Origin of the sequence: Shouchella miscanthi (assembly GCF_007725405.1) — a bacterium.
Classification (GTDB): Bacteria; Bacillota; Bacilli; order Bacillales; family Bacillaceae_D; genus Shouchella; species Shouchella hunanensis.
In genome coordinates, this window is sequence record NZ_CP042163.1 from 2113685 (window position 1) to 2135281 (window position 21597).

The 21597-nt window shown below is 37.4% G+C and carries 20 protein-coding genes; 6 read left to right on the forward strand and 14 right to left on the reverse strand.

Going from position 1 to position 21597, the window contains the following annotated elements:
* Positions 1–1037: 1037 nt before the first annotated feature.
* Positions 1038–2456 carry an MDR family MFS transporter gene (locus FPV17_RS10645; RefSeq protein ID WP_144560470.1) on the reverse strand — a complete coding sequence of 473 codons (1419 nt, stop codon included), beginning with the start codon at positions 2454–2456 and terminating at the stop codon, positions 1038–1040.
* A 622-nt stretch (positions 2457–3078) separates the two neighbouring features.
* Here FPV17_RS10645 and FPV17_RS10650 point away from each other — a divergent pair.
* Positions 3079–3450 (forward strand): hypothetical protein, encoded by a 372-nt coding sequence (locus tag FPV17_RS10650; protein WP_035398028.1) that lies wholly within the window; start codon positions 3079–3081, stop codon positions 3448–3450.
* A gap of 173 nt (positions 3451–3623) precedes the next feature.
* Here FPV17_RS10650 and FPV17_RS10655 read toward each other — a convergent pair whose 3' ends face one another.
* The 4 genes from FPV17_RS10655 to FPV17_RS10670 all read right to left on the reverse strand — a co-directional run bounded on the left by FPV17_RS10655 (position 3624) and on the right by FPV17_RS10670 (position 6566).
* On the reverse strand, positions 3624–4238 hold the full coding sequence (locus tag FPV17_RS10655) for a DUF2306 domain-containing protein (RefSeq protein ID WP_144558979.1): 615 nt from the start codon (positions 4236–4238) through the stop codon (positions 3624–3626).
* A 48-nt stretch (positions 4239–4286) separates the two neighbouring features.
* Positions 4287–5306 (reverse strand): DJ-1/PfpI family protein, encoded by a 1020-nt coding sequence (locus FPV17_RS10660; protein ID WP_144558980.1) that lies wholly within the window; start codon positions 5304–5306, stop codon positions 4287–4289.
* A gap of 86 nt (positions 5307–5392) precedes the next feature.
* Complete coding sequence (locus FPV17_RS10665; protein ID WP_246117173.1) at positions 5393–5998, reverse strand: TetR/AcrR family transcriptional regulator; 606 nt, start codon at positions 5996–5998, stop codon at positions 5393–5395.
* A gap of 262 nt (positions 5999–6260) precedes the next feature.
* Positions 6261–6566: a hypothetical protein gene (locus FPV17_RS10670; RefSeq protein WP_144558982.1), complete on the reverse strand. Its 306-nt coding sequence runs from the start codon at positions 6564–6566 to the stop codon at positions 6261–6263.
* Between the two features lie 217 nt (positions 6567–6783).
* On the opposite strand from FPV17_RS10670, the gene FPV17_RS10675 reads away from it, so the two are divergent.
* A complete protein-coding gene (locus tag FPV17_RS10675; protein WP_246117174.1) occupies positions 6784–7392 on the forward strand; it encodes a Type 1 glutamine amidotransferase-like domain-containing protein in 609 nt (202 codons plus the stop codon).
* Positions 7393–7507: 115 nt separating this feature from the next.
* On the opposite strand, the gene FPV17_RS10680 is transcribed toward FPV17_RS10675, so the two are convergent.
* The gene (locus FPV17_RS10680) at positions 7508–7891 is read right to left on the reverse strand and encodes a hypothetical protein (RefSeq protein ID WP_367614638.1); all 384 of its coding nucleotides are present in this window, start codon (positions 7889–7891) and stop codon (positions 7508–7510) included.
* Between the two features lie 652 nt (positions 7892–8543).
* On the opposite strand from FPV17_RS10680, the gene FPV17_RS21910 reads away from it, so the two are divergent.
* Both FPV17_RS21910 and FPV17_RS10685 read left to right on the forward strand, forming a co-directional pair.
* A complete protein-coding gene (locus FPV17_RS21910) occupies positions 8544–8708 on the forward strand; it encodes a hypothetical protein (protein ID WP_186370784.1) in 165 nt (54 codons plus the stop codon).
* Positions 8709–8811: 103 nt separating this feature from the next.
* On the forward strand, positions 8812–9336 hold the full coding sequence (locus FPV17_RS10685) for a ClbS/DfsB family four-helix bundle protein (RefSeq protein ID WP_144558984.1): 525 nt from the start codon (positions 8812–8814) through the stop codon (positions 9334–9336).
* 31 nt (positions 9337–9367) lie between these two features.
* Here the strand turns inward: FPV17_RS10685 and FPV17_RS10690 are convergent, their stop codons facing one another.
* From FPV17_RS10690 to FPV17_RS10715, 6 genes are all read right to left on the reverse strand, one after another.
* Positions 9368–10852 carry a glycoside hydrolase family 32 protein gene (locus tag FPV17_RS10690; protein WP_246117175.1) on the reverse strand — a complete coding sequence of 495 codons (1485 nt, stop codon included), beginning with the start codon at positions 10850–10852 and terminating at the stop codon, positions 9368–9370.
* 14 nt (positions 10853–10866) lie between these two features.
* Positions 10867–12702: a glycoside hydrolase family 32 protein gene (locus FPV17_RS10695; RefSeq protein WP_246117176.1), complete on the reverse strand. Its 1836-nt coding sequence runs from the start codon at positions 12700–12702 to the stop codon at positions 10867–10869.
* Complete coding sequence (locus FPV17_RS10700; protein ID WP_144558985.1) at positions 12703–14307, reverse strand: ABC transporter substrate-binding protein; 1605 nt, start codon at positions 14305–14307, stop codon at positions 12703–12705.
* A gap of 18 nt (positions 14308–14325) precedes the next feature.
* Positions 14326–15216: a carbohydrate ABC transporter permease gene (locus FPV17_RS10705; protein ID WP_144558986.1), complete on the reverse strand. Its 891-nt coding sequence runs from the start codon at positions 15214–15216 to the stop codon at positions 14326–14328.
* A gap of 15 nt (positions 15217–15231) precedes the next feature.
* Positions 15232–16158 carry an ABC transporter permease gene (locus FPV17_RS10710; RefSeq protein ID WP_246117206.1) on the reverse strand — a complete coding sequence of 309 codons (927 nt, stop codon included), beginning with the start codon at positions 16156–16158 and terminating at the stop codon, positions 15232–15234.
* Positions 16159–16311: 153 nt separating this feature from the next.
* Positions 16312–17295 carry a LacI family DNA-binding transcriptional regulator gene (locus FPV17_RS10715; RefSeq protein WP_144558988.1) on the reverse strand — a complete coding sequence of 328 codons (984 nt, stop codon included), beginning with the start codon at positions 17293–17295 and terminating at the stop codon, positions 16312–16314.
* A gap of 220 nt (positions 17296–17515) precedes the next feature.
* Between FPV17_RS10715 and FPV17_RS10720 the strand changes: the two genes are divergently transcribed.
* Together FPV17_RS10720 and FPV17_RS10725 are read left to right on the forward strand one after the other, a co-directional pair.
* Positions 17516–18403, forward strand: a complete 888-nt coding sequence (locus FPV17_RS10720; protein ID WP_144558989.1) for a methyl-accepting chemotaxis protein — start codon at positions 17516–17518, stop codon at positions 18401–18403.
* Positions 18404–18524: 121 nt separating this feature from the next.
* Complete coding sequence (locus FPV17_RS10725; protein ID WP_186370596.1) at positions 18525–19283, forward strand: class I SAM-dependent methyltransferase; 759 nt, start codon at positions 18525–18527, stop codon at positions 19281–19283.
* Positions 19284–19331: 48 nt separating this feature from the next.
* On the opposite strand, the gene FPV17_RS10730 is transcribed toward FPV17_RS10725, so the two are convergent.
* Positions 19332–19745 carry a hypothetical protein gene (locus FPV17_RS10730; RefSeq protein ID WP_144558991.1) on the reverse strand — a complete coding sequence of 138 codons (414 nt, stop codon included), beginning with the start codon at positions 19743–19745 and terminating at the stop codon, positions 19332–19334.
* 196 nt (positions 19746–19941) lie between these two features.
* A complete protein-coding gene (locus FPV17_RS10735) occupies positions 19942–21327 on the reverse strand; it encodes a GntP family permease (RefSeq protein ID WP_144558992.1) in 1386 nt (461 codons plus the stop codon).
* Between the last annotated feature and the right edge of the window lie 270 nt (positions 21328–21597).

Here is a 21597-nt window from a genome sequence, read left to right on the forward strand (position 1 = left end):
CTTTTTATTCTTACTTTTAATGAAAACATACATAAAAATCAGCATTAATGCTCGGATAACTTTACGATCTTTACTAAACATGTTGTGGAAAATAATTCGTGAGATATAGAGAAATTTAGTCAAAAATCATACGAACGATGCCCCTAGCCTCTGGCTCCCCAGTTTCTGTATTAACAGCTTTTAAATTTTTTTTACTATATCCCTTGAAATACTGTTCATTCTTTACTACGGTTTAATTAAACAATTGTTTAAATACAGTGTTATACACTTACCTAAAAAGGCTAGTAAACTTATTTAAGGACTACACTATCTGAGTAAGGAGCGATCTTTTTGTCTAATAAAAACCATCTAGTGCTAGGAATAATCGTTTCTATAGTTATCATTTGTGTGACAGTATTATTGATAACGAGAATGTATGTTAATAGCAAAGAAATCGAGTCAGCAAGTAAAGAATGTGTAAATAACAATGGAATCGTGCAGGTGGATAAGGGTTTTTTAAGTTTGACTTATTCCTTTTCCTGTTCGTCAAGATAGCACGGTTAAAAAAACAACAATCATTATTTTCCTCAAGTAAAAAATTGTTTTGTGAGAAAGGGATAACTGAGAATGTGTAAACACTAACTGTTTATTGTGGTGTTTAATGATGTTTATTGCCCTTTCTCATCCTTTATTGTCCGTGTAGTCCCTCTTCTTCCTACACAACTCTTACTTTCATTCAACTTCTCTGTTCCTAGTGAGCCTGAGCATAGCCCTTTTTATGATACACAATAGCAGTAACCATACATTATTTATGAATTCAAACCAAGAATTATCTTCCACTGATCCTGATTTGTAAAAGCGTTTGGATACCTCATGGGAATTAACCCTTCTCCCTCCCCCATCCATATTAAAATTAATGGCGATAGGGTCACTGTTGTCATGTAATTTAAATAATAATCTTGCTTAATCTTCACTTTAAAAAAAGCAGCTCCTTTGGAGGAAGCTACCTTTTTTACGGTTCATGTAACCAGATCATAAATTGATATTGAAAGATCAGTTTATTGTTTTTTATTGCCGTAAGTACTTCTGCGTACTAGGAATGCTAAGACAACTGCTGCACAAGCAAAATAGAAGCCAGTTGAAAAGCTTAACTGGGAACCAACGGTCATGGCTTCTACAGTATCAAGTTCAGTCGGGTTACTAATAGTTGATAAGAAATTCTGTTGACCATTTTCCATGATCGCAATAAATAAAGCTGCACCGATCGCTCCAGATACTTGCATTAATGTATTTGCGATAGCTGTACCATGCGGATAAAGTTTAGCTGGTAATTGATTTAATCCATTTGTTTGTGCTGGCATCATAATCATTGCGACGGAGACCATTAAGAACACATGTTGAATGATGATGACCCACATTGGTACACCAGGTGTAGAAAATCGATAAGTGAACACTGTGATTGCTAAAAGAATGGTACCTGGAATTAAAATTGGACGAGGTCCGAATTTATCAAAAAGCCGCCCCATAATTGGTGACATTGCACCATTAATTAATCCACCAGGCAGCATCACTAATCCAGTAGCTACAGCTGTAAACGCAAGAGCTCCTTGCATGTACACGGGAAGAACTAGCATCATGGCAAACATGGTCATCATCGTGAGCATAACGAGTAGAAGACCAATAAGAAACATCGGGTAGCGGAAGACGCGAATATCTAGCATCGGCTTTTCTAGTTTTAATTGTCTCCAACTAAATAATGCGAGTGAGGCAAATCCAACAATTAAACATGCTAAAACCACAGGATCAGTGAAGCTAGCATCTCCTTTTCCTGCTGAACTAAATCCGTAAACAATGCCACCAAACCCTAGAGTTGAAAGGATAAATGACCATATATCGAGCTTTGGTTTGGACGTCTCTGTTACGTTTTTCAAGACTTTTATACCAAACAATAATGAGAAAAGCGAAATGGGAACGACAAAGTAGAATAACCAACGCCAAGATAGATTTTCTACAATTAATCCTGATACAGTCGGTCCGATTGCCGGAGCAAACATAATAACAAGGCCAACCAATCCCATTGAAGCTCCGCGTCTTTCAATTGGTATAACGGATAAGATGACGTTTGTTAAAAGCGGAATCATAATTGCTGTGGCAACTGCCTGCGTAAGCCGCCCTATTAACAAAACGGAGAAAGTAGGACTAATCCCCGAAATGACTGTACCTACTGTAAACAATGTCATGGCTGTAATAAACAGTTGCCGCGTAGTAAACCGCTCCATAAAGTAAGCTGAAATCGGAATCAGAGTTCCAATGATTAACATATACCCTGTTACCAACCATTGAACAGTACTATAAGCCACATTAAAGTCAGACGAAATGGCGTTTAACGCTACATTCAAAATGGTTTCGTTTAATATTGCAACAAATGCTCCAGATAGTAATACGGCTAATAGTGGTACCACCTTTATTTTTGGCATTTCTTTCTTTACGTTTAACTGTTGTGACTGTTCTAGATCCACCTATATTTCCCCCCATACTTACAATGCAATACGATACGGTATCGTTTCCCAACGTATCGTACCACCAAAATAAATGAAACGCAATCGTTTCGTATTTGTTTTTTTAGTAAAACTAGTAAGCTAACTAGAAATGAGATGTTGAGGGAAACCGGTGGATTTATCTCGAAATGAGGTTATCATGAAGTAAGAATTTGATTCCTTAAGGAAAGTTAAGATTTGAACTTCTATGATTTTTCCTATTATGTAATTGAGAGCTTTTGCCGTCTGTTTTGGAGACGAATTTTTCACTTTAAAAAATGTAGCTACTATACGTTCCTTCTACTGTACGTGCGTTTATTTGTTTCTTGTCATTTGGATATGTATATCCATTCAAATAGTCTTTTATGATACTCCCTCCTATAAATGAATTCTAACCTATTCTCTTCTGGATCATGTAAGCGGATTTTCACATGTGCATAGTCTAACGAAAGCCTCTGTATGCTCAAAACCAAATACCTCTCTTCCTATAAACTCTTTCTGCTTCAAAAACACTTTAATCTGTTACTAATGTGCCGATATATAGTAAGGAAGGAGGTGAGAAATGTTGAAAACCATACTTAATTTAGCTAAAAAAATGATAGATGGGGTAGATCGTAGGTATTTAATAAAATCGTACATTTTTGGCGCTTTCATTTTCTTTATGTACTTATATGTTCAAATGAACACTGGAGACTTTCAATTCATTGTTTTTATGTTCTTTTTAATGAACTTTTTATTATTTCCATTTGCTACAGTAGTGTGGGATGACCTTATTGATTTACTTATCTCGGGAAATATATTCATTTTACCTTTAGTATTTGTGATACCTTGGAAAATTTTTAAGATTATTGTTTTGTACATGTTTGCAATCGTTATTGCTCCAATTGGATTAGTATATATCTATATTTCAAACGGCTATTATAAGAAAACGTAAGGATATATTTTCAGTACCTTTTAAATAATTTTTATCGTTTCTATTAAAAGTAATTGAATACAGTCATGTATCTTCAAATCCGTAACTTGTTTTAGCGCCGATTAGCTAATGGCGCTAAAACAAGAAGTTAAATTTAGTGGTCTCAAAAAATGATCTCTTTATCCAAACCTTATTTAGATATTCGTTTTATGGATTAACATTTCTGAGATCACTAAATTAAAAGTAAATGACGACCACACTGCAAGAGTATAAGCAACTCCGTAATCAACTCCCAAAGCATTATGAAAAATAGCTACAACAACGTATATAGTTAAGTTAGCATATGTTAACATAAAACTTCGAAGCATCCATTTTCTATGATGCCTAATTTGCTTTTTTTTAATAAAGAGATAACCCTTTATTGTAGTAACGAGCCAGAGTGTGTTGAGAGTAAGAAAACCAACAATACTAAAGAAGCCACCATTGGCAAAAAAGGATACATAATATCCAGGTATCATGTTTAAGAGTATAGATAGAATGTATATTTTTCCGTTCCAACGGTGAAGGAATGGTGTTTTGTTTCTTACTCGTTTAGACAAACCTAACGGTCCCGTAATTAAAGCCACAATCGCTAAAAGAATATGAATTTGGATCATAACCTTCCAGAGGTTTACGTTAGCCAATTTAGCTTCTTTGTTCCCTAAAAACGTGGTGAATTCTGGATCAACTATGAAGTTTTTTGACGCTGTATGAAGAATCCACATAAAAGCTATAACGGATAAGGTGATAAGAATTGTTTTTCGATTCATATACAAAAGCTCCATCTGCAAATAATTTGTCAAACCTACGATCCGCTATCACCGAATTCGTTTTCCAATAAACTTTGAAGATATTAACCCAGCTTTTGCTACTCCTTTTAGCTGATCTTCTGCCTTGTTGACCTCAAATTTTAGTTTTAAGGACATTGGTTTTTTTACTTTTTGTGTCCAAATTATGCTTTTGTTTTTCATATTAATGTCTTCGAGATTGGATACGTTCGTTTGATCTGATTGATCAGTGGCTGTACCTGTCAATACTCCGTCTTTATTAAGTATAAATGTGTAAACAAATTGCATTTTACCGACAGGTGTTGATATGGACACTTCCCAGTCACCCAAGAGATCACGCTGATTTAAATGTTCGCTTTTCTCATCTTGATTAAAAGCTTTTTCTGCCTGCGTAGATGGTGATAAGATTGGTTTTGCTCCTTCATTTTTCCATACTGTACCTCTTTTTTCGTATTGAAAAAATTGCTCAACCTCATGCGCTATACGTGGACCAAGTTCCCTTTCAACTACATAAAGAGCTAAGTCCAATCCTGAAGTTACTCCCGCACCGGATATGATGTCTCCATCATCTACTACTCTTGCATTTATTGGAATGGCTCCGGTAGCAGATAACAAGTCCATTCCCATGTGGTGAGTGACGACATGGCGCCCCTCTAATACCCCAATCATAGCCATAATTAATGAACCACCACAAACAGTGGTCACTAGAATGTCTGGATCATTAATCGCTTCAATAATTTGATCTCTAAGTCCTGTTTCAGAGGCTCTCTTTAATTTTATCGGCACAGAATTCGGATCATTTTCAACTATACTAACACTCCCAGAAGCCCCAGGAATTAAAACGATCCCTTTTTTTGATAAATCTAGCTTATTGCTTACAGTAAGGGGATAGTTATTAATTCCACTTAAAACATGTTCTTCATCATCAGATCCTACAAATTCAACCATGATTTCCTCGGAAGTATACATTGAAGCTGCACTAAATACTTCATAAGGAGCAATGGCGTCTAATAAATCTACCCCTTCAAACAAGACAATTTGAATATTCATTGTGGCACCTCTTAATAAATAAATTTAGACCGAACCGTCCGGTCCGTTTTGATTATAGCAGTATTATGACGAGTAATCCAATGTTTTTATAATTTTATTGACTGATTTGTAAAACCATTTAAGAGAACCTTCACATACGTTATATTGGAATAGATGTGTTCATTGTTTAATGTTAACCTGCTAGTCATTATCGCCCCTTCCATTGAAGAAAGAATATAAGATGCTAGTGAGTTAGGGTCTGTTTCCTGCGAAAATTCTCCACTATCTTTTCCTTCACTAATAATTCCTGATACAAATTGACTCATTTCTTGAAAGGCTATCGACATGATTTGTTTTAGTTCTGGAAAAGTCGAATCACTTTCAACAGCTGTATTAAGCAATGGACAACCCCCTTCAATTGGTGGATTGTGGACAGCATCTAAATAAATTTCTGATAGAGCGATAATTTTTTCTGTTGCAGTGCTTTTTCCTTTAATAGCATTCTGCATGTATGCCCATATAATTGTCCCGGCTTTCTCATATGCAGCTAAAGCAATGTCATTTTTATTTTTAAATCGACGGTATATAGCTCCCTTAGGTAAGGAAGTAATATCCATAATATCTTGTATAGATGTTTGATGAATTCCTTTTGTATTAAATAAATAGAGTGATTTATCGATAATTATGTTGTACGTATCATCTTTTTTACTCATAGTAACTACCTCCATAATAATTATTTTCATTCTCTCGAGATAAATTTAATTCATTCTGCTCAATTTTGACCATTGATTCCTACTGTTACAAGTATACAATAGTTTGATCATGTTAACTAAACAATCCTGCCTTTATTGAAAAAGCTGACATTCGATTTATTTTTAACCCTATTCCTTTAATTTTTTTACCTTAATCGTTAAAAAAAGCAAAAACCGATAATGGCTTCTGCTTTAAGCTTATATTGACTGTTAAGAAATGGACTTAGTTTGATTCATTTTGGCAAACGATCACTAATACTTGTCCTGAATCAATAGTGTCTCTTAGAATGTTGGCTTGCTCTTCATTAAAACCACAACTCTTCAGTGAATCTTCTAAACTATACATATCTCCGTCGTATTCTACGTTTCCTTTTGGTAATCCGTAATTTTCATGTTTTTTTGTTTGAGTCTCTTTTGGAAAAGGTGCAATAACTTTAATTTGGGATGCATCATATTTCTGTTTCATTTTAACAACAGCGTTATATGCTTTCTCTTCACTATTGAAATCTCTAAACATGGGGTTCTGCATTCTTTTCACCTCCATATTTAAGATGGACTTATAATACCATTCCCATTTTTATTTTTCTTTAAAACTAAAAAAAGATCCTTTAGAGAATTTGAAATATACTTAACTTTTAAGTATCCCTTACCTTCTACAACACAATAGTTGATCAGACAAACATCTTTTACTATAATGAGATCATACGTTCTTGCGAAAGTCAAACACTTAAGGAGTTTGATCTACTATGAAAATGTTCTTATCGTCATCATTTGCAGATGTAATCGATTTATTGAGTGAATTTATTCATGAAAATCCCCGTGGAAAGGTCGTAACGTTTATTCCGACTGCGAGTACTACTGAAGCGATTACGCACTATGTAGATTCTGCAATAGCAGCATTTAACGATTTAGGTATAACGATAGAAATGCTTGATTTATCGAAGTGCGCAACTTCTGAAATAGAAGAAAAGTTGTCTAAGAATGATTACATCTACGTATCTGGAGGCAATACCTTTTATTTACTTCAGGAACTACGTAAAACTGGTTCGGACAAATTAATTATCGATCAGATTAAAAAAGGAAAACTATATATCGGTGAATCAGCTGGTTCCATCATAATGGCTCCCGATATTGAATATGTGGCATTTATGGATGATAAGACCAAGGCATCCGATCTTACACGATTTACAGGTTTAAATCTAATTCGACAATATCCTATTCCTCACTCTGGAAATAAATACTTCAATGAAGCAGTGAAAAAGATCATTGAGTGCCATGAGTCTAAACTAGACCTTTTACCCTTCACTGATGACCAAGCTCTTTTAATTAGTAATGACGATCTCATTGTTCGATGATCATTCCTGTTCCTTCTTCGTCCAACGTTTCTACTTTATGTACTTATCTAAGCGAGTAATTAGGTGGACTTACTTTATGAATTATGATGTTAAAAGAGCTTTTTATTGTCTAATGCTAATGCTCTTTTAACAGTAAATTGAATTCCGCTCCTTTTGGATACAAGGTTGTGTATTTTTCATCCTCAGGGTGTAAGCAAGCAATTTTTACTCCATTAAGAAGATTGTTCGTCTTAAGCTCTTCTAGAATCGTTTGTGTTGCCTTCTCAACATCTATAACATAGTTAAAGATGTTAGCTGTTCCACTACCTATATCTTCGCCATCACAAGCACCCTTTCTCGTCCAACCTAAACATTCATTTAAGAGATCTTCAACATCATGACTCTTTTTCCTCTCTTCAGTATCGCCAGTATCTCCAATAGTCCCATAATGAATGACGAGCTCCTTCCCGTCTTTCCATACTTCCCAATCCAATTTTTCAACATCAATTTGTTTCATCATTTTTATCACGTTTGAACTCGTCCCTTAGTTTATTTTAGATCCATTATACAGTGAAGTCTCAATCATTAGTTTTGAAATTTCCAAAAAAATGCCCGATCAGGCTCGCTTTGTCCAAGCTTTTCATTTGTAGTATGGAACAGATAAGAGATAGCGAAGTGGCTATGCGCTAGTTTCGAGATTTCGGTTCTTTACTTATCACTGATTTAAGTAAAGTAATCTCTGCCCTCTTTAAACGTCTGTTGAGTTTTTTTTCAAAATCTTTAACAAGAAGAAATAAACTCTCTTTGTTTGTCTGTCCCATACTCGCCTCCTTTTGCAGGCTAAGTAAATCATATGGGGAATATTGGTTACATTCAAGCAAAAGGTCGTTTCGCGCGTTGTATACGTCTTCCGTTAAACGGAAAATAGGTATAAAAGTTGATTCTAGATTTATTCTGGTGTCATGCAGTAAAGGCTATTGCTCAATTTATATACGAAACTCATTGTTATGTGCATCTATGTTTTCGGTCTTTTTTTAGCAACATTTCTTTGGTATCATTTAAGAAAGGGTAAATGATTATCGAGTTAGCGACCATATTCTACACTGTATAAATGTTTTTAGATACAAATGTAACGTTTACAGACGTGATACTAAAGGTTTAGGTGATTAACAATGGAAGGTATACAATTAGGCATTTCTCTTTTACTGATGATTGCGTGCATCGTAGCTTTCTTCGCCTTAATAAGAGTCATTGCGAATACACTTTTCCAAGAGTTCTTTTTTAATCTTATGAAAAAAATGATTCAAGTCTATCATAACGTTATTCGAAGTCGCTAATGCTTAGTAAGATTTTGTATGAAGAGCTTTCTTGCCTTCTACTCTGTTATATTTTTAGAATAGTTAAACGATTAATGATTGTTAAAGAAGGGTGGTTAGATGCATGAACAAAAAAGAAAGGTTACTAGAAGAATGTGAAACAAAGTTAGATGCACTATTAAAACGGATTGATTCGATACCGGCAAGAAAAAGGTCTTTATCAATAGAAACAGACGCACGCGATAAAAATTTTCGTGATGTGGTAATGCATGTTTATGAATGGCAAGCGATGCTAGAGCGATGGTATTGTGAAGGGATGGATGGCGACACCCCCTCTATCCCAGCGCCTGGCTACAAGTGGCACAACCTTGCTTTACTTAATCAGCAAATATGGACAAACTACCAAGACGTTTCTCTAAATCACGCATTAAAAAAATTAAGATTAAGTCATGCAAGAGTGATAAGCTTAATTGAACGGCATACCAACGAAGAGTTAATAACAAAAAAGACCTTCAAATGGACAAAAACAACAAATCTTTATACATATTTCGCGGCAAACACGTTCCAACATTATGAGTGGGCATTGAAACAAAGTGAAGTCATTGCTGTGAAAATTGAAGAAGATATAAAAAGAAAGAAAATAAAGTAGCAAAGCGGCATTTCGCCGCTTTGCTTTTTGGTTAAGTGACAACGGTTTTTAATAAGTAGCCTACGCTCTCTTCAAGCTGGACGTTGCCATTTAGCACAAATAATTCTGCTCCTATACTTGTTTCTTTCGGATAGATGCGACTAGTAAGAACGGTTTCTCCATCATTTAGAAAGACTTCAATGGAAGAGCGATCTAAAAAGAGTTGTATGCGCACCTGTTCATTCCACGAAACAGGTGCTGTTCTTTTTCCTGTAACCCCCTCTCCAGATTGTGATCGATCGAGAGTAACAGTCTTTGTGTTGGAATCAAAGAAAAGCACGGTTTCTTCACTTCCGTCTTCTGCTTGCGCGAGTTTCAAGCCAAACCCTTCTGCCTTGGTTTGGTTAAGATTAATGGTGACTACTAGTTCGATTTTCTGTCCTTTGATTGGAAGTGCCCACTTGTTCGCAACGTTTGTAGACGGAAGTTTAATTTCTTTCTCTCGTAATGCTACTAATTCTTCTACCGGCTTCATGTAAAGATGTCCGTTTTTTAACACTAGCTCTCTTGGAAGTGTTAATGCACCAGCCCAGCCCTCCTTTTGACTTGGCATTGGTGATTCCCACATATCCATCCAGCCAATCGCAATTCTCCTGTTTTTCCCATCTTGAAAGGTTTGAACAGCATAAAAATCGTGGCCGTAATCAAGTTCTTTAAATGAACCTCTTTCAAATTGATTTTTTTGATAATGACCAACGAAATATCCAGTTTGATGATGGTTATGATAGCGGTCGCCTTCTGCTTCAATACCTTGTGGCGAAAGCAATAGAACGTGCTCGTCACCTAGTGGGAAGAAGTCGGGACATTCCCACATATAACCTTCATTTTCACCGTTGTGCTTAGCTAATACCCCCTCATAGGACCAGGTTTCTAATTGATCAGATTGATAGAGCAGCACTTGACCGCATCCCTCTTCTGTTGAGCCAACAACCATCTTCCAGCTTCCGTTTTCTTTCCACACTTTTGGATCGCGAAAATGATGCTGCATGCCTTCGGGTTGTTTTGGAATAACTGGATTTTGGCTGCTTTTATCAAAACGAACGCCATCCATACTACGAGCCATATTTTGATTTTGATAAAACTCATCTCTTTCCCTGTTTATCACATTATGGCCAGTATATAGTAAGGTGAGGACACCATTGTCATCAACTGCACTGCCGGAAAAGCAACCACTTTGGTCGCAGTGATCTCCTGGAGCAAGTGCAATTGGCAAATGGTTCCAGTGGACTAAGTCATCACTTACAGCATGACCCCAGTGCATTGGGCCGTGCGTAGGATCATAAGGGTAGTGTTGATAAAACACATGGTATTGATTGTTAAAATAAATAAGTCCGTTTGGGTCGTTCATCCATCCCGATGGTGCCATTAGATGGAAGCCCAGTCGATAGGTTGCTTTTGATAAATCTCTTGTATGAACATAGTCGGTTGCTTCTTTTACGCGGTCAGCGTGGTTTTTTATTTCTTTAACATGCTTCAAGAGTACAGGTCCTCCTATTTTGAAATGTAGAGTCGGATTGTTTTTTCTAGTTCCTGTGAATCATTTGTTACAACAATCTCTGTGACTCCTTCGGTTAAAGCTTTAATGACTACTCCCTCATTGGTTTCGTCCATAATGTTCACGATGCTACTATTTGTGCTTTTCCACGTTAAAGTTTCAGCACTAGCATCTTCGAATTCGGGCTTGTGAGCAGCAAATAGCGACAACTGCTCCCCTACTTTCAAACGAGCTTGATCAACATTTGTCACAAGTCGCTCAAATGTTCCTTCTTCTGGTGGCTGTCTCCATACATTATGAAAATAGGTAAATGTAGATTCTGACACATGTATGCTACCGCCATCGGCATACCATTCAATTCCATCATTCGTAGGATCTGTGTAAATAAGAGAGGTAAAAACGATTTCACCATCATTTATGAATAACTCAATAGATGACTCATCAACTAAAGCGGTGAGTTTCACTTGTCTCCTACTTGCTTTATAATCGGTTTCATATCGTCTTCCAAATGAAAACTGTTCACCATTTCGATCAATAATTGTCTCTAAACCAGCGTTTGTTCGATCAAGAAAGATTTTATTATAAGCAGCATCAATACCAACGAGTGATTCAATTCCGTCTCCATGCCGTAGCCGCAAGCCAAATTCAGTTAATTCATCCCATGTAACGGTTGCTTCATAGCGATAGGTTGTTCCTGAAACTTGTAGTGGTAAAGCCGTCTCTTCATTCACATAGAAGGGCTCGATCTGCTCCTGTTTAGCTGATAGTTCATCTAGCCAACGAATCGGCTGTTGAGTAAGGCGGATCTGCCCTTGTTGATTTGTAACTAAGCTCAATTCTCTTGGAATGGACATAGCACCCATCCAAGGGTCAGTTGGTGATTGATATGGATAGCGCCAGTTTGCCATCCATCCAAGCCAAATGATTTGATTGTCTTCTGTATTTGAAAACGTTTGTGCCGCATAAAAATCTTGGCCGAAGTCTGTGAGTAGAACTTCTTCTGGATCATGATCGTTTGTAAATGTAGTGCCATCAAATTCACCGATAAAGTACTGAGCTGTCGAACCATTTGTTTCCTCGTTGTCCCCTACACTCACATGGAGTACCCACTTCTCATTTTCGCTATCCCCATCTACTGGTAAGCGGAAAAGATCAGGGCACTCCCAGACAGCAACGTGAGAACCTTCTCCATCACCAAAGCGACTGGCGTACGTCCAATCGATTAAATTTTCCGATTGATAAAACGTAACCGACTTATCTGTAGACACGACCATCACCCATTGTGACGTCTCCTTATGCCAAAATACTTTTGGGTCTCGAAAATCTTTTATACCCGGATTTTCAATAACCGGATTTCCATTATACCGCTCCCACGTTCGTCCATGATCTTGACTGTACGCAATTGATTGAGCCTCACCGCCCTCTGTATTCGTGTATATAGCAACAAGTCCGGCTTTTCCTTCAAATAAGCCAGAAGAATCTTCGTGATCAACAACGACACTCCCAGAAAGTGCTTGCCCGAGTTCATCGTGTTCCAAGGCAATGGGCATATGATTCCAGTGAAGTAAATCGCTACTTATTGCATGTGCCCACGTCCCGTTTTTTTGATGAAACAAATGGTATTCTCCTTCATAATAGACCAGTCCATTGGGATCAGCTAAATTTCCAGTTGGAGTTGAAAAATGAAACTGTGGTCGATATGGCTCTGTATAATACGTTCTGTCTTCACTTAATGAATGAAGCATCGGATCAACTTCCTCTCCTTTTACTGTGCAGCCCATTAGAAAAAATAGGGGAAGGATAAGTGTCATTAGTCGCATAGGTTTACCCACTTAGTCAGCAACCTGACTATGGAAACGATCAAATGCCTCTTGTCGAATGGACATAACTTCTTTAAGTCCCATGTCGTCAAGCTGACTCACATACGCATCCCACTCATCTTCTACGCCACCCTCCATCAGCCAGCGGGCATAATTTCGATTCACTAAGTCCATAATATCGGTTTCAATGTAATTTAATCGATCCAACTCTTCTTCCGTCATAAATACATTTGGATAATTTTCCTCCCAAATGTACTCACGATAATAAGTTTCAATATCTTCTAAACGTTTCTTGGCTCGTGGTTCCATATCAACTACGGTACCAAAGTGCTCTTCAAGAACGACGGATGGCCCCATTGGTGCTACCCGCTCTCGGTATTCTCCCATCGTTGTTCCTTCTGGCAAATCGATGTTTACAAGCATGCCATTTTCATCTTCTTCATAAATCTCACCAATTGGACCCCAATTGATTTGGGCGGACAACTTTGGATCATAAAGTTGATCAACCCATCGCATGGTTAATTCCGGATTTTCATTCGCAGATGTAATAACAAAGGCACTTCGATGATGTTCTTGATGGTTCGATCGACCATACATGCGATGACCATTAGGTCCCTCTAGTGGTCCGAGTAGTGTGTAATCATCTGCACGATCAAGACCGACAACGGATTCAATTTCCCAGAACAAGAAAGCGCCAAGTGGGTTTGGATCTTGCTTTCCTTTAGCGAGAAATTGACCCGTATCTTGAGTGAACACTTCCTGATCAATAAGGCCCTCTTTAAACCATTCATGAAAATAAGCAATTGCTTCCTTATACTCTTCTTGAATAGCAGTAAAAATAACCTCTTGGTCTTTGACGACAAGCTTATTCGGATTATCAGGAAGGCCAAAAGCCGCGAAAAAGTCCCCTAAATAGCCTTGAAAGCCATCATTTGGTGTTAAACTTAACACTTCATCAGCAGAACCACTGCCGTTTACATCCTGATCTTGAAAGGCCTGTAATGCTTCTTTCAAATCATCCAACGTAACGGGTTGATCAAGGCCTACTTCATCTAACCACGTTTGATTAATCGCGGTAAAATTTGCGAATGGAACGAGGCCTATTTCTTCTACCCTTGGCAATGAATAAATATGACCGTCTGGCGCAGTTAAAACAGCAAGCAATTCAGGGCGAGCGTCTAATATAGATTGTAAATTGGGTGCATATTCTTCAATTAGTCCCTCTAAAGGGATGATAGCTCCATCTCTGCCGTATCGAACGAGGTCATAATCGCTAAAGCCTGCGTTGTAAAAGGCATCTGGCAAATCATTACTGGCTAGCATTAAATTCTTTCGTTCCACATAGCCATCACCCGGAATGTTATTCCAGTTAATTGAGACATTTGTTTCTTCTTCTAAACGTTGAAAAATGGTCATTTCATCAAAATCTGGTGCAAGAGTAGATTTTGGTGAAACAAAGGTTAAGGAAACATCCACTCCTTCATCTACTAGCGGCAACCCTTCTTGATGAAAGTCCACTCGTTCTGCATTAACATTTTCGTCTCCTGTTGTCTCGCTACCATTACAGGCTACTAGCGCAAGTGTTGCCACACATGTGAAGCCAATCATTTTTTTCATCTTCTTATCCCCCTTTTATTACCCCTTAATGGAACCGATCATGACGCCTTTCACAAAATACTTTTGCAAAAATGGATATAAAATTAATAGCGGAATTGATGACACGATAATAACACCATATTTAATTTGCTCCGCTACCGCTAACTGCGCTTGATTAGACTCAATATCGCCAATCATTTGACTAGATACTTCACTTTGTATAAGCAAGTTGCGCAAAATTAACTGCAATGGATACAATGAATCATTATTTAAATAAATTAGCGCATCAAAAAACGAGTTCCAATGTGTGACAACATGAAAGAGCACCATTACGGCGATAATTGGTTTTGAAAGTGGAACCACAATCTTAGAAAAAAATTTCAAATCGTTGCACCCATCGATTTGTGCCGCTTCTAACATGTCTTTAGGAATAGACGTTTGGAAAAACGTTCTGCAAATAATGACATTCCATAGTCCTACCGCATTTGGAATTACCATTGCCCAAATGGTATTCACCATCCCAAGATCACGAACAACTAAATACGTTGGGATCATGCCTCCATGAAAAAAAAGCGTGATAAGTAGAAAAATCATTATGACGTTACGACCAACTAAATCTGTTCGAGAAAGTGCGTAACCAGCCGTTATTGTTAGCGTCACACTAATAGCGGTTCCAAGTGATGAGTAGAGAAAGGTATTTTTAAATCCATTCCAAATACCAGGGTCACTGAAAATACGTTCATAACCATCAAATGTGATCCCCTTTGGCAAAAAAAGTACATCTCCAGCAAAAATACGATTGGGATCACTAATAGAAGCGATTAAGATAAAATAGAGCGGATACAAAACAAGTAGGCAGCCAAGTGTTAAGAGCGTGACATTCACCGCATCAAATGCTTTGTCTCCCATTGTTCGATTTAGTGGATTCATAGTTTCAGCTCCTCTCTACCACAGGCTATTTTCTGACACTTTGCGTGCAATTTGATTTACCGTAACAAGTAAAATTAAATTAATGACGGAATTAAACAAACCAACCGCCGTACCAAAGCTGTATTGGGCTTGTTGGATACCTACTTCATAAACGTAGGTAGCAATAATATTCGATGATTCTTTATTTAAAGGCGTTTGCATTAATAGCGCTTTTTCAAAGCCGAGATTCATTAAATTTCCAAGAGCTAGAATGAGCATAATAATGGATACAGGCATTATGGCAGGTATGTCAATGTGCAACACACGCTTGAACTTACTTGCACCATCCATGACAGCTGCTTCATGTAGCGACGGGTCAACACCTGCAAGTGCAGCAAGATAAATAATGGCTGCAAACCCCGTTCCTTGCCATACTCCTGAAAAAACATAAAGCGTTTTAAACCATTCTGGGCTAGCCATGAAATTGATCGGTTCTCCACCAAAAAGAACGATGAAGTGATTAATCAATCCACTTGAAGGTGACAAAAAAACAAATAGAATCCCGACTAGTACGACAACAGAAATGAAATGAGGAGCATACACAATGGTTTGAATAAAACGACGGTACTTTGTACTAATGAGCATGTTTAACATTAGAGCGAGAATGATAGGCAACGGAAAGCCAACTGCTAATTCATACACACTCAGCACGAGAGTGTTTTCTATAATTTCCCAAAATTGATAAGATTGAAAAAATCGAACAAAATGATCCCACCCTACCCATTCGCTACCCCATATCCCTAAGCTCGGTAAATAATCTTTGAATGCAATTTGCAACCCGTACATTGGATAATATTTGAATACTAAGAAATAGAACAGCGTTGGTGCAAGCAATAAGTAAAGTTGCCAATTCCGAAGCAATCGTTTATGTAACCGCGGTTTTCTAGTCTTAATAGACACAATTCGAGGTTGCTTTTGATAAGTTGCCACCGCATAACCACCTTTCTACATCATTAAAAGCGTTTTCATAAATCGATTTTATGTCAACCGGTTTCATATGTCAACCGGTTTCATAAAAAATAAAAAAGAAAACCACATTAAGCGGTCTTATTTTCACTATGCACTCGTTCCTTTTCGTAATAACACATGATGTACAAGTTCTTGGTTAGGCACTTGAGTAGTACCTTCGATTTGAAGTAGCAAATGATTAATTGCTGTTTCTGCCATTTTGTTTATTGGTTGCTGAATGGTTGTTAATTCTGGTGCAATTTCTCTTACAAATTCACTACCATCGTATCCGACTACTTTCAGGCTATCTGGTACAGTTATCCCTCTTTCTCGTGCTTCACGAATAACAGCTAAGGCAATACTATCGTCGCTTGCAAATATACCGTCAATGTCTTGTTGCTCATCAAACACAGTCGCAACTGCTTTTGCTGTCGCTTCTTGTTTTAATACCGGTTTAATTTCATAGGTTAACACTGGCAAGTCTTGTTCCTTCATCACATCTTCATAGGCTTTTCTCCGAAGGTTCGCTGGTGTTTCGAGGTCTAATGGACCATTAATATGGATAATTTTTTTACAGCCACTCTTTAATAAATGAGTTGTTGCAAGTACGCCACCTTCATAGTTATTAGAACTGATAACAGGAATTCGTTTCGATAAATAATGATCAAACGCAACTATTGGCAAATGGTGATCATCGTAATCAATTAAACCGCGATTATAAGTGCAGACGATAACGCCATCTACTTGGTTGCGTCGGAGCATCTCCCAATAATTCCGCTCTTTTTCTACATTAAATAAGCTATTGCATAGTAAAACCTTTAATCCTTTTTCTGCACAATGGTGTTCAATTTTAGCGGCTAACTCACCATAAAAAGGATTGCTAGTTGTTGGCACAATCACTCCTATGATGTTAGATCGTTTGTTATAAAGGGAACGAGCAAGATCATTCGGCAAGTAGTTTAATGCATCCATTGCTTTATATACTTTTTTCTTTGTATCCTCACTAATATAGCCGCGATTATTTAGCACACGAGAAACAGTTGTAGGTGACACACCTGCTGCATGTGCTACGTCACTTATTTTTGGTTTCATTTTGTTCTCCTCTTGGCACCTATTTACTTTATTATTAACATTGTAAACAAAAGAAAGCGTTAGTCCAACTATTAGTTCACAATTAAAAGAGAGAAAAGCTACAAAATCTTTTAAGTTGTTAAAATTGACTATATTCCTTCAAAAAAATATTGGTTTTCAATACTTTAGACGGGGTATATAAGACTTAAAATAGACATTACCAAGGAGATAAAGTTCGATAATGAATCATACAAACGATAGGATAATGACTACCCTACTAAACAACCTAGCCATCATTCAATTTGATACCAATCGAAAAGTATTGTTTTCAAACCAATTATTCGCCGATACAATGGGTTATACAGTGAATACCATGATAGGAAGAGCACATCATGAGTTCTGCTTTACAGACTTTGCACAAAGTCAGGCTTACAACGATTTTTGGGAGAGCCTATTAAACGGAAAAAGCTTTCAAGATAAAATTTTAAGGCGGCATGCTAATGGAGAAGGCCTATGGTTAGAAGCAACATACATGCCCATAATCGAAAATGGAGAGGTTCGAAGTGTGATGAAATTTGCAACAGACATCACTACCCGACAACAAGGCATTGAGCACTTCGCTGAAAAGTTAGGAAAAAATACAGAAACAATGAATGATAATGCAGAAAGAATGATTGCAAGCAATGAGCTCATTCTCGATGACATGCAAGAAACAGTCGCTCTTTTAACAAATATGGGTAAGACTTTGCAGACATTAGAAGAAAAAGCAAACGTTATTAATAAGATTTCATCTATGATTGAAGAATTTGCGGTTCAAACGAATGTACTTTCTTTTAATGCAGCGATTGAAGCGGCTCATGCTAAAGAATACGGTAGAGGCTTTAACGTTATTGCTGATGAAATTCGTAAACTATCAAAGCAAATCGATCATTCCATTCAGGATATTCGGATGAATTTGTTTAACACAACAAAAGAAATAAAAAGTATTTCTAAAGGGACGATGGGAATTATAGAGCGTTCGACAAAAAACCAAAATAAGTTGGAAAACTCGCTTTCTGATTATCGTAGCTTGCTAGTTGAAATTGAAGACATCAATCGTGGAACAAAAGATCTGATGAAAGTAATATAGGTGAGGCGATCTTCATAGATCGTCTTTTTGTTTGTAAGTATTTCAGCATGTTGTTAGAACATGCTGAATTGCATAAATTTTTATGGTAGACTTGTTAAAACATTACTAGGAGATGAATGAAATGACAAAATGGAATTCCACTCTCTATGATGATAAACATAAGTTTGTAAGTCAATTTGGTGAGGACTTGATTTCTATTCTCGACCCACAAGAAGGAGAACATATCCTGGACGTTGGTTGTGGAACGGGTGATTTAGCTAACGAGCTCTCAAAAGCAGGTGCAATCGTTACAGGTTTTGACTCCTCTGCAGCTATGATTGAAACCGCAAAACGTAAGTATCCTCATATTTGCTTCCAGTTACAAGATGGTGAGGAAGATCGATACCTGTCACAGTTTCATGCTGTGTTCTCAAATGCAGCAATCCATTGGATGAAAAATCAGCGACAAGTGGTACAAAATTGTTATAATGCCCTGCTTCCAAAAGGACGTTTTATTGCTGAACTTGGTGGGGCTAACAATGTTGAATCCATTCTCTTAGCCTTAGAAGAGGCGTCTAAAACGCTCTCAATTCCTTACGAAAAATCCTTACTTCCTTGGGTGTTTCCTACAAAAGAAGAAATGACTGTCCATCTTACTGAGGCTGGCTTTCATGTATGGAAGATGTCGCATTTCTATCGCCCCACACGGTTATCCGGAGAGGAAGGAATTTATAACTGGCTGAATATGTTTAGTACAAGCTTCTTCAAGCATCTTACTAGTGAAGAAAGAAATAGACTCTTTCGTGAATGTGAACGTCTTTTGCGTTCTAAATTGTATAAAGAGAATGGCTGGGTAGCAGATTATTGGCGTTTACGTTTCGTTGCACAGAAACTTACTTAACACTCAAACATATGTATTTTCTAACAAGCCACTGAATAAAAAAATGACTCAATAGTAGTCTGAAATAATCAATTTCTCCAAATATTCCACCGGAGCATTTGGCCTTGTTTCTGCTATTTTATAAATTAATTTCACTGCATGAAACAATTGATTTTTCAATAACTTTTCGTCGACAGTCGGGTAGTCTATTAGTTGAATTAGTTCATATACTAGTACGGAATGCTCTAATAATGTAACCAACGCATACGTCTCATTATGTCTATAGCGATTCATATAAGTAGCGCCTACATAATACTCCATGAATAGCGTTACATTGTTATTGCATATGTACGTAATGACGTCATTTTCAAAAACCTTAGCTGTACGATCTTCATTGAGGTAAAAAGGAATATTGTTTAATAATCGTACTCTCCGTTCAATAATAACCACTCCAAACACATTGACTGATTCGCCAAAAAACAAAACACCTTATGCCATTCCCCCTTCCCCTCTTCCCGACTTCATAAGTTTGTAAACGCTTTTGCACGATTTTAACATGAACGTTTTCTGAAGAGTGACCATTAAGAAAACCCAAGTCCAATGTTACTAGATGATGGGCTTGGGTTTACATGTACTTCAATAGGTTTATCATGAGAGAATTCGTTTTCCATTTCCAATGTTAAATGAATAGAGACACAGTGATCGCTAATAAAAAGACAATAGCTGTTTTAAAAATGGTAAGCACGAAAATATCTTTATAAGATTGCCGGTGCGTTAGTCCTGTAATGGCAAGCAGTGTAATAACGGCTCCGTTATGCGGCAATGTATCCATGCCTCCTGAAGCCATGGAGGCAAATCGGTGCAACAACTCTGGACTTATTCCCATTGTATCCGCTACTTGCAAATAGTAAGAACCCATTAATTCAAGTGCAATCGACAATCCTCCAGAAGCTGACCCTGTAATACCAGCAAGTACGTTAACTGCAATTGTTTCTGAAAGTATGGGATTATCGCTTGCTCGAAATACCCATTCTGAAATGGCACTAAATCCAGGAAGCTTACTAACAACATTCCCAAATCCAACTTCCGACGCTGTATTAAAGATAGCTAACAACGCACCAGTCGCTGCCGTTGTTAGTCCTTGAGCTAAAGTCAAACGTATTTTTTTCATATTAATTAGCATGGCTGCTAAGATACCTATAGTAAGTGCAATGATCAATGACCAGTTAGAAACAACTGTTCCGACGTCACCAATGCCATATGTATTCTCTAACATGGAAGGATCATACCAATTACGAACAGATAAAGGTGTTCGACTAAAAATAAAGTTAAAAATAATGACAAGTAGAAGCGGTACGATTGATAACCAAAATGAAGGTAGTGTTTTTTCATCAATTGGTTCTGGTTCATTTTTATGATGACTGCCATAGCCTTCCCCTTGAGCAAGGGCTTTCTTGCGTTGACGTTCTAACCACCACATACCAATGCTTAAAATCAGTAAGGTGCATGTTAAGCCAACGAGAGGTGCTGCATATGCATCTGTTCCAAAATAGCTTGTCGGGATAATATTTTGGATTTGTGGTGTTCCAGGCATAGAGTCCATTGTAAACGTAAATGCTCCTAGAGCAATGGAGGCAGGTATTAAGCGTTTTGGAATAGCAGCTTCTTTAAATATTGCAGCGGCAAATGGGTAAACGGCAAAAGCCACAACAAAGAGCGAAACTCCTCCATAAGTCAATGCTGCGCATGCAAAAACAACTGCAAGAATTGCCCTTTTCTGACCGAAAGATCGAACAATGCAATGAGCAATCGAAGCTGCCGCCCCCGTCATATCCATAATTTTTCCGAAAACAGCCCCTAATAAGAAAATCGGAAAAAAAGTTTTGATGTAATTTGCGGCATTCGTCATATATGTTTCTGTGTAGCTTGGTAATAATGCCCCTCCTGATAATACAACGGCTAACAATGTAACAAGCGGCGCAATAATAATAACAGGGTATCCTCTATACGCTAAAAAAATGAGTAGACCAAGTGAAAGTAAAATGGCGACAATATCAATAAACATACATATAGCTCCTTTCTTGTATCGTTATGAAAGCGTTATCAAAAAACGATTAGCTTCTTCCTCATTCTTTTGCAAAAATCATGCCAACGATCTTATTAATCCGCACTTGTTTTAAAAGCTTATTTATAAGCAAATCTGTTCTGTAATTGACTTCTTTTTCCGATGCTGTGTTCGATTAGCCGAACATATAAAACGTTCCAATTCTATTATTGTTCGAGAATTGGAACGCCATAGGAAATCTAAAAAAACCGTCCTTCTCATTCGAGAAAG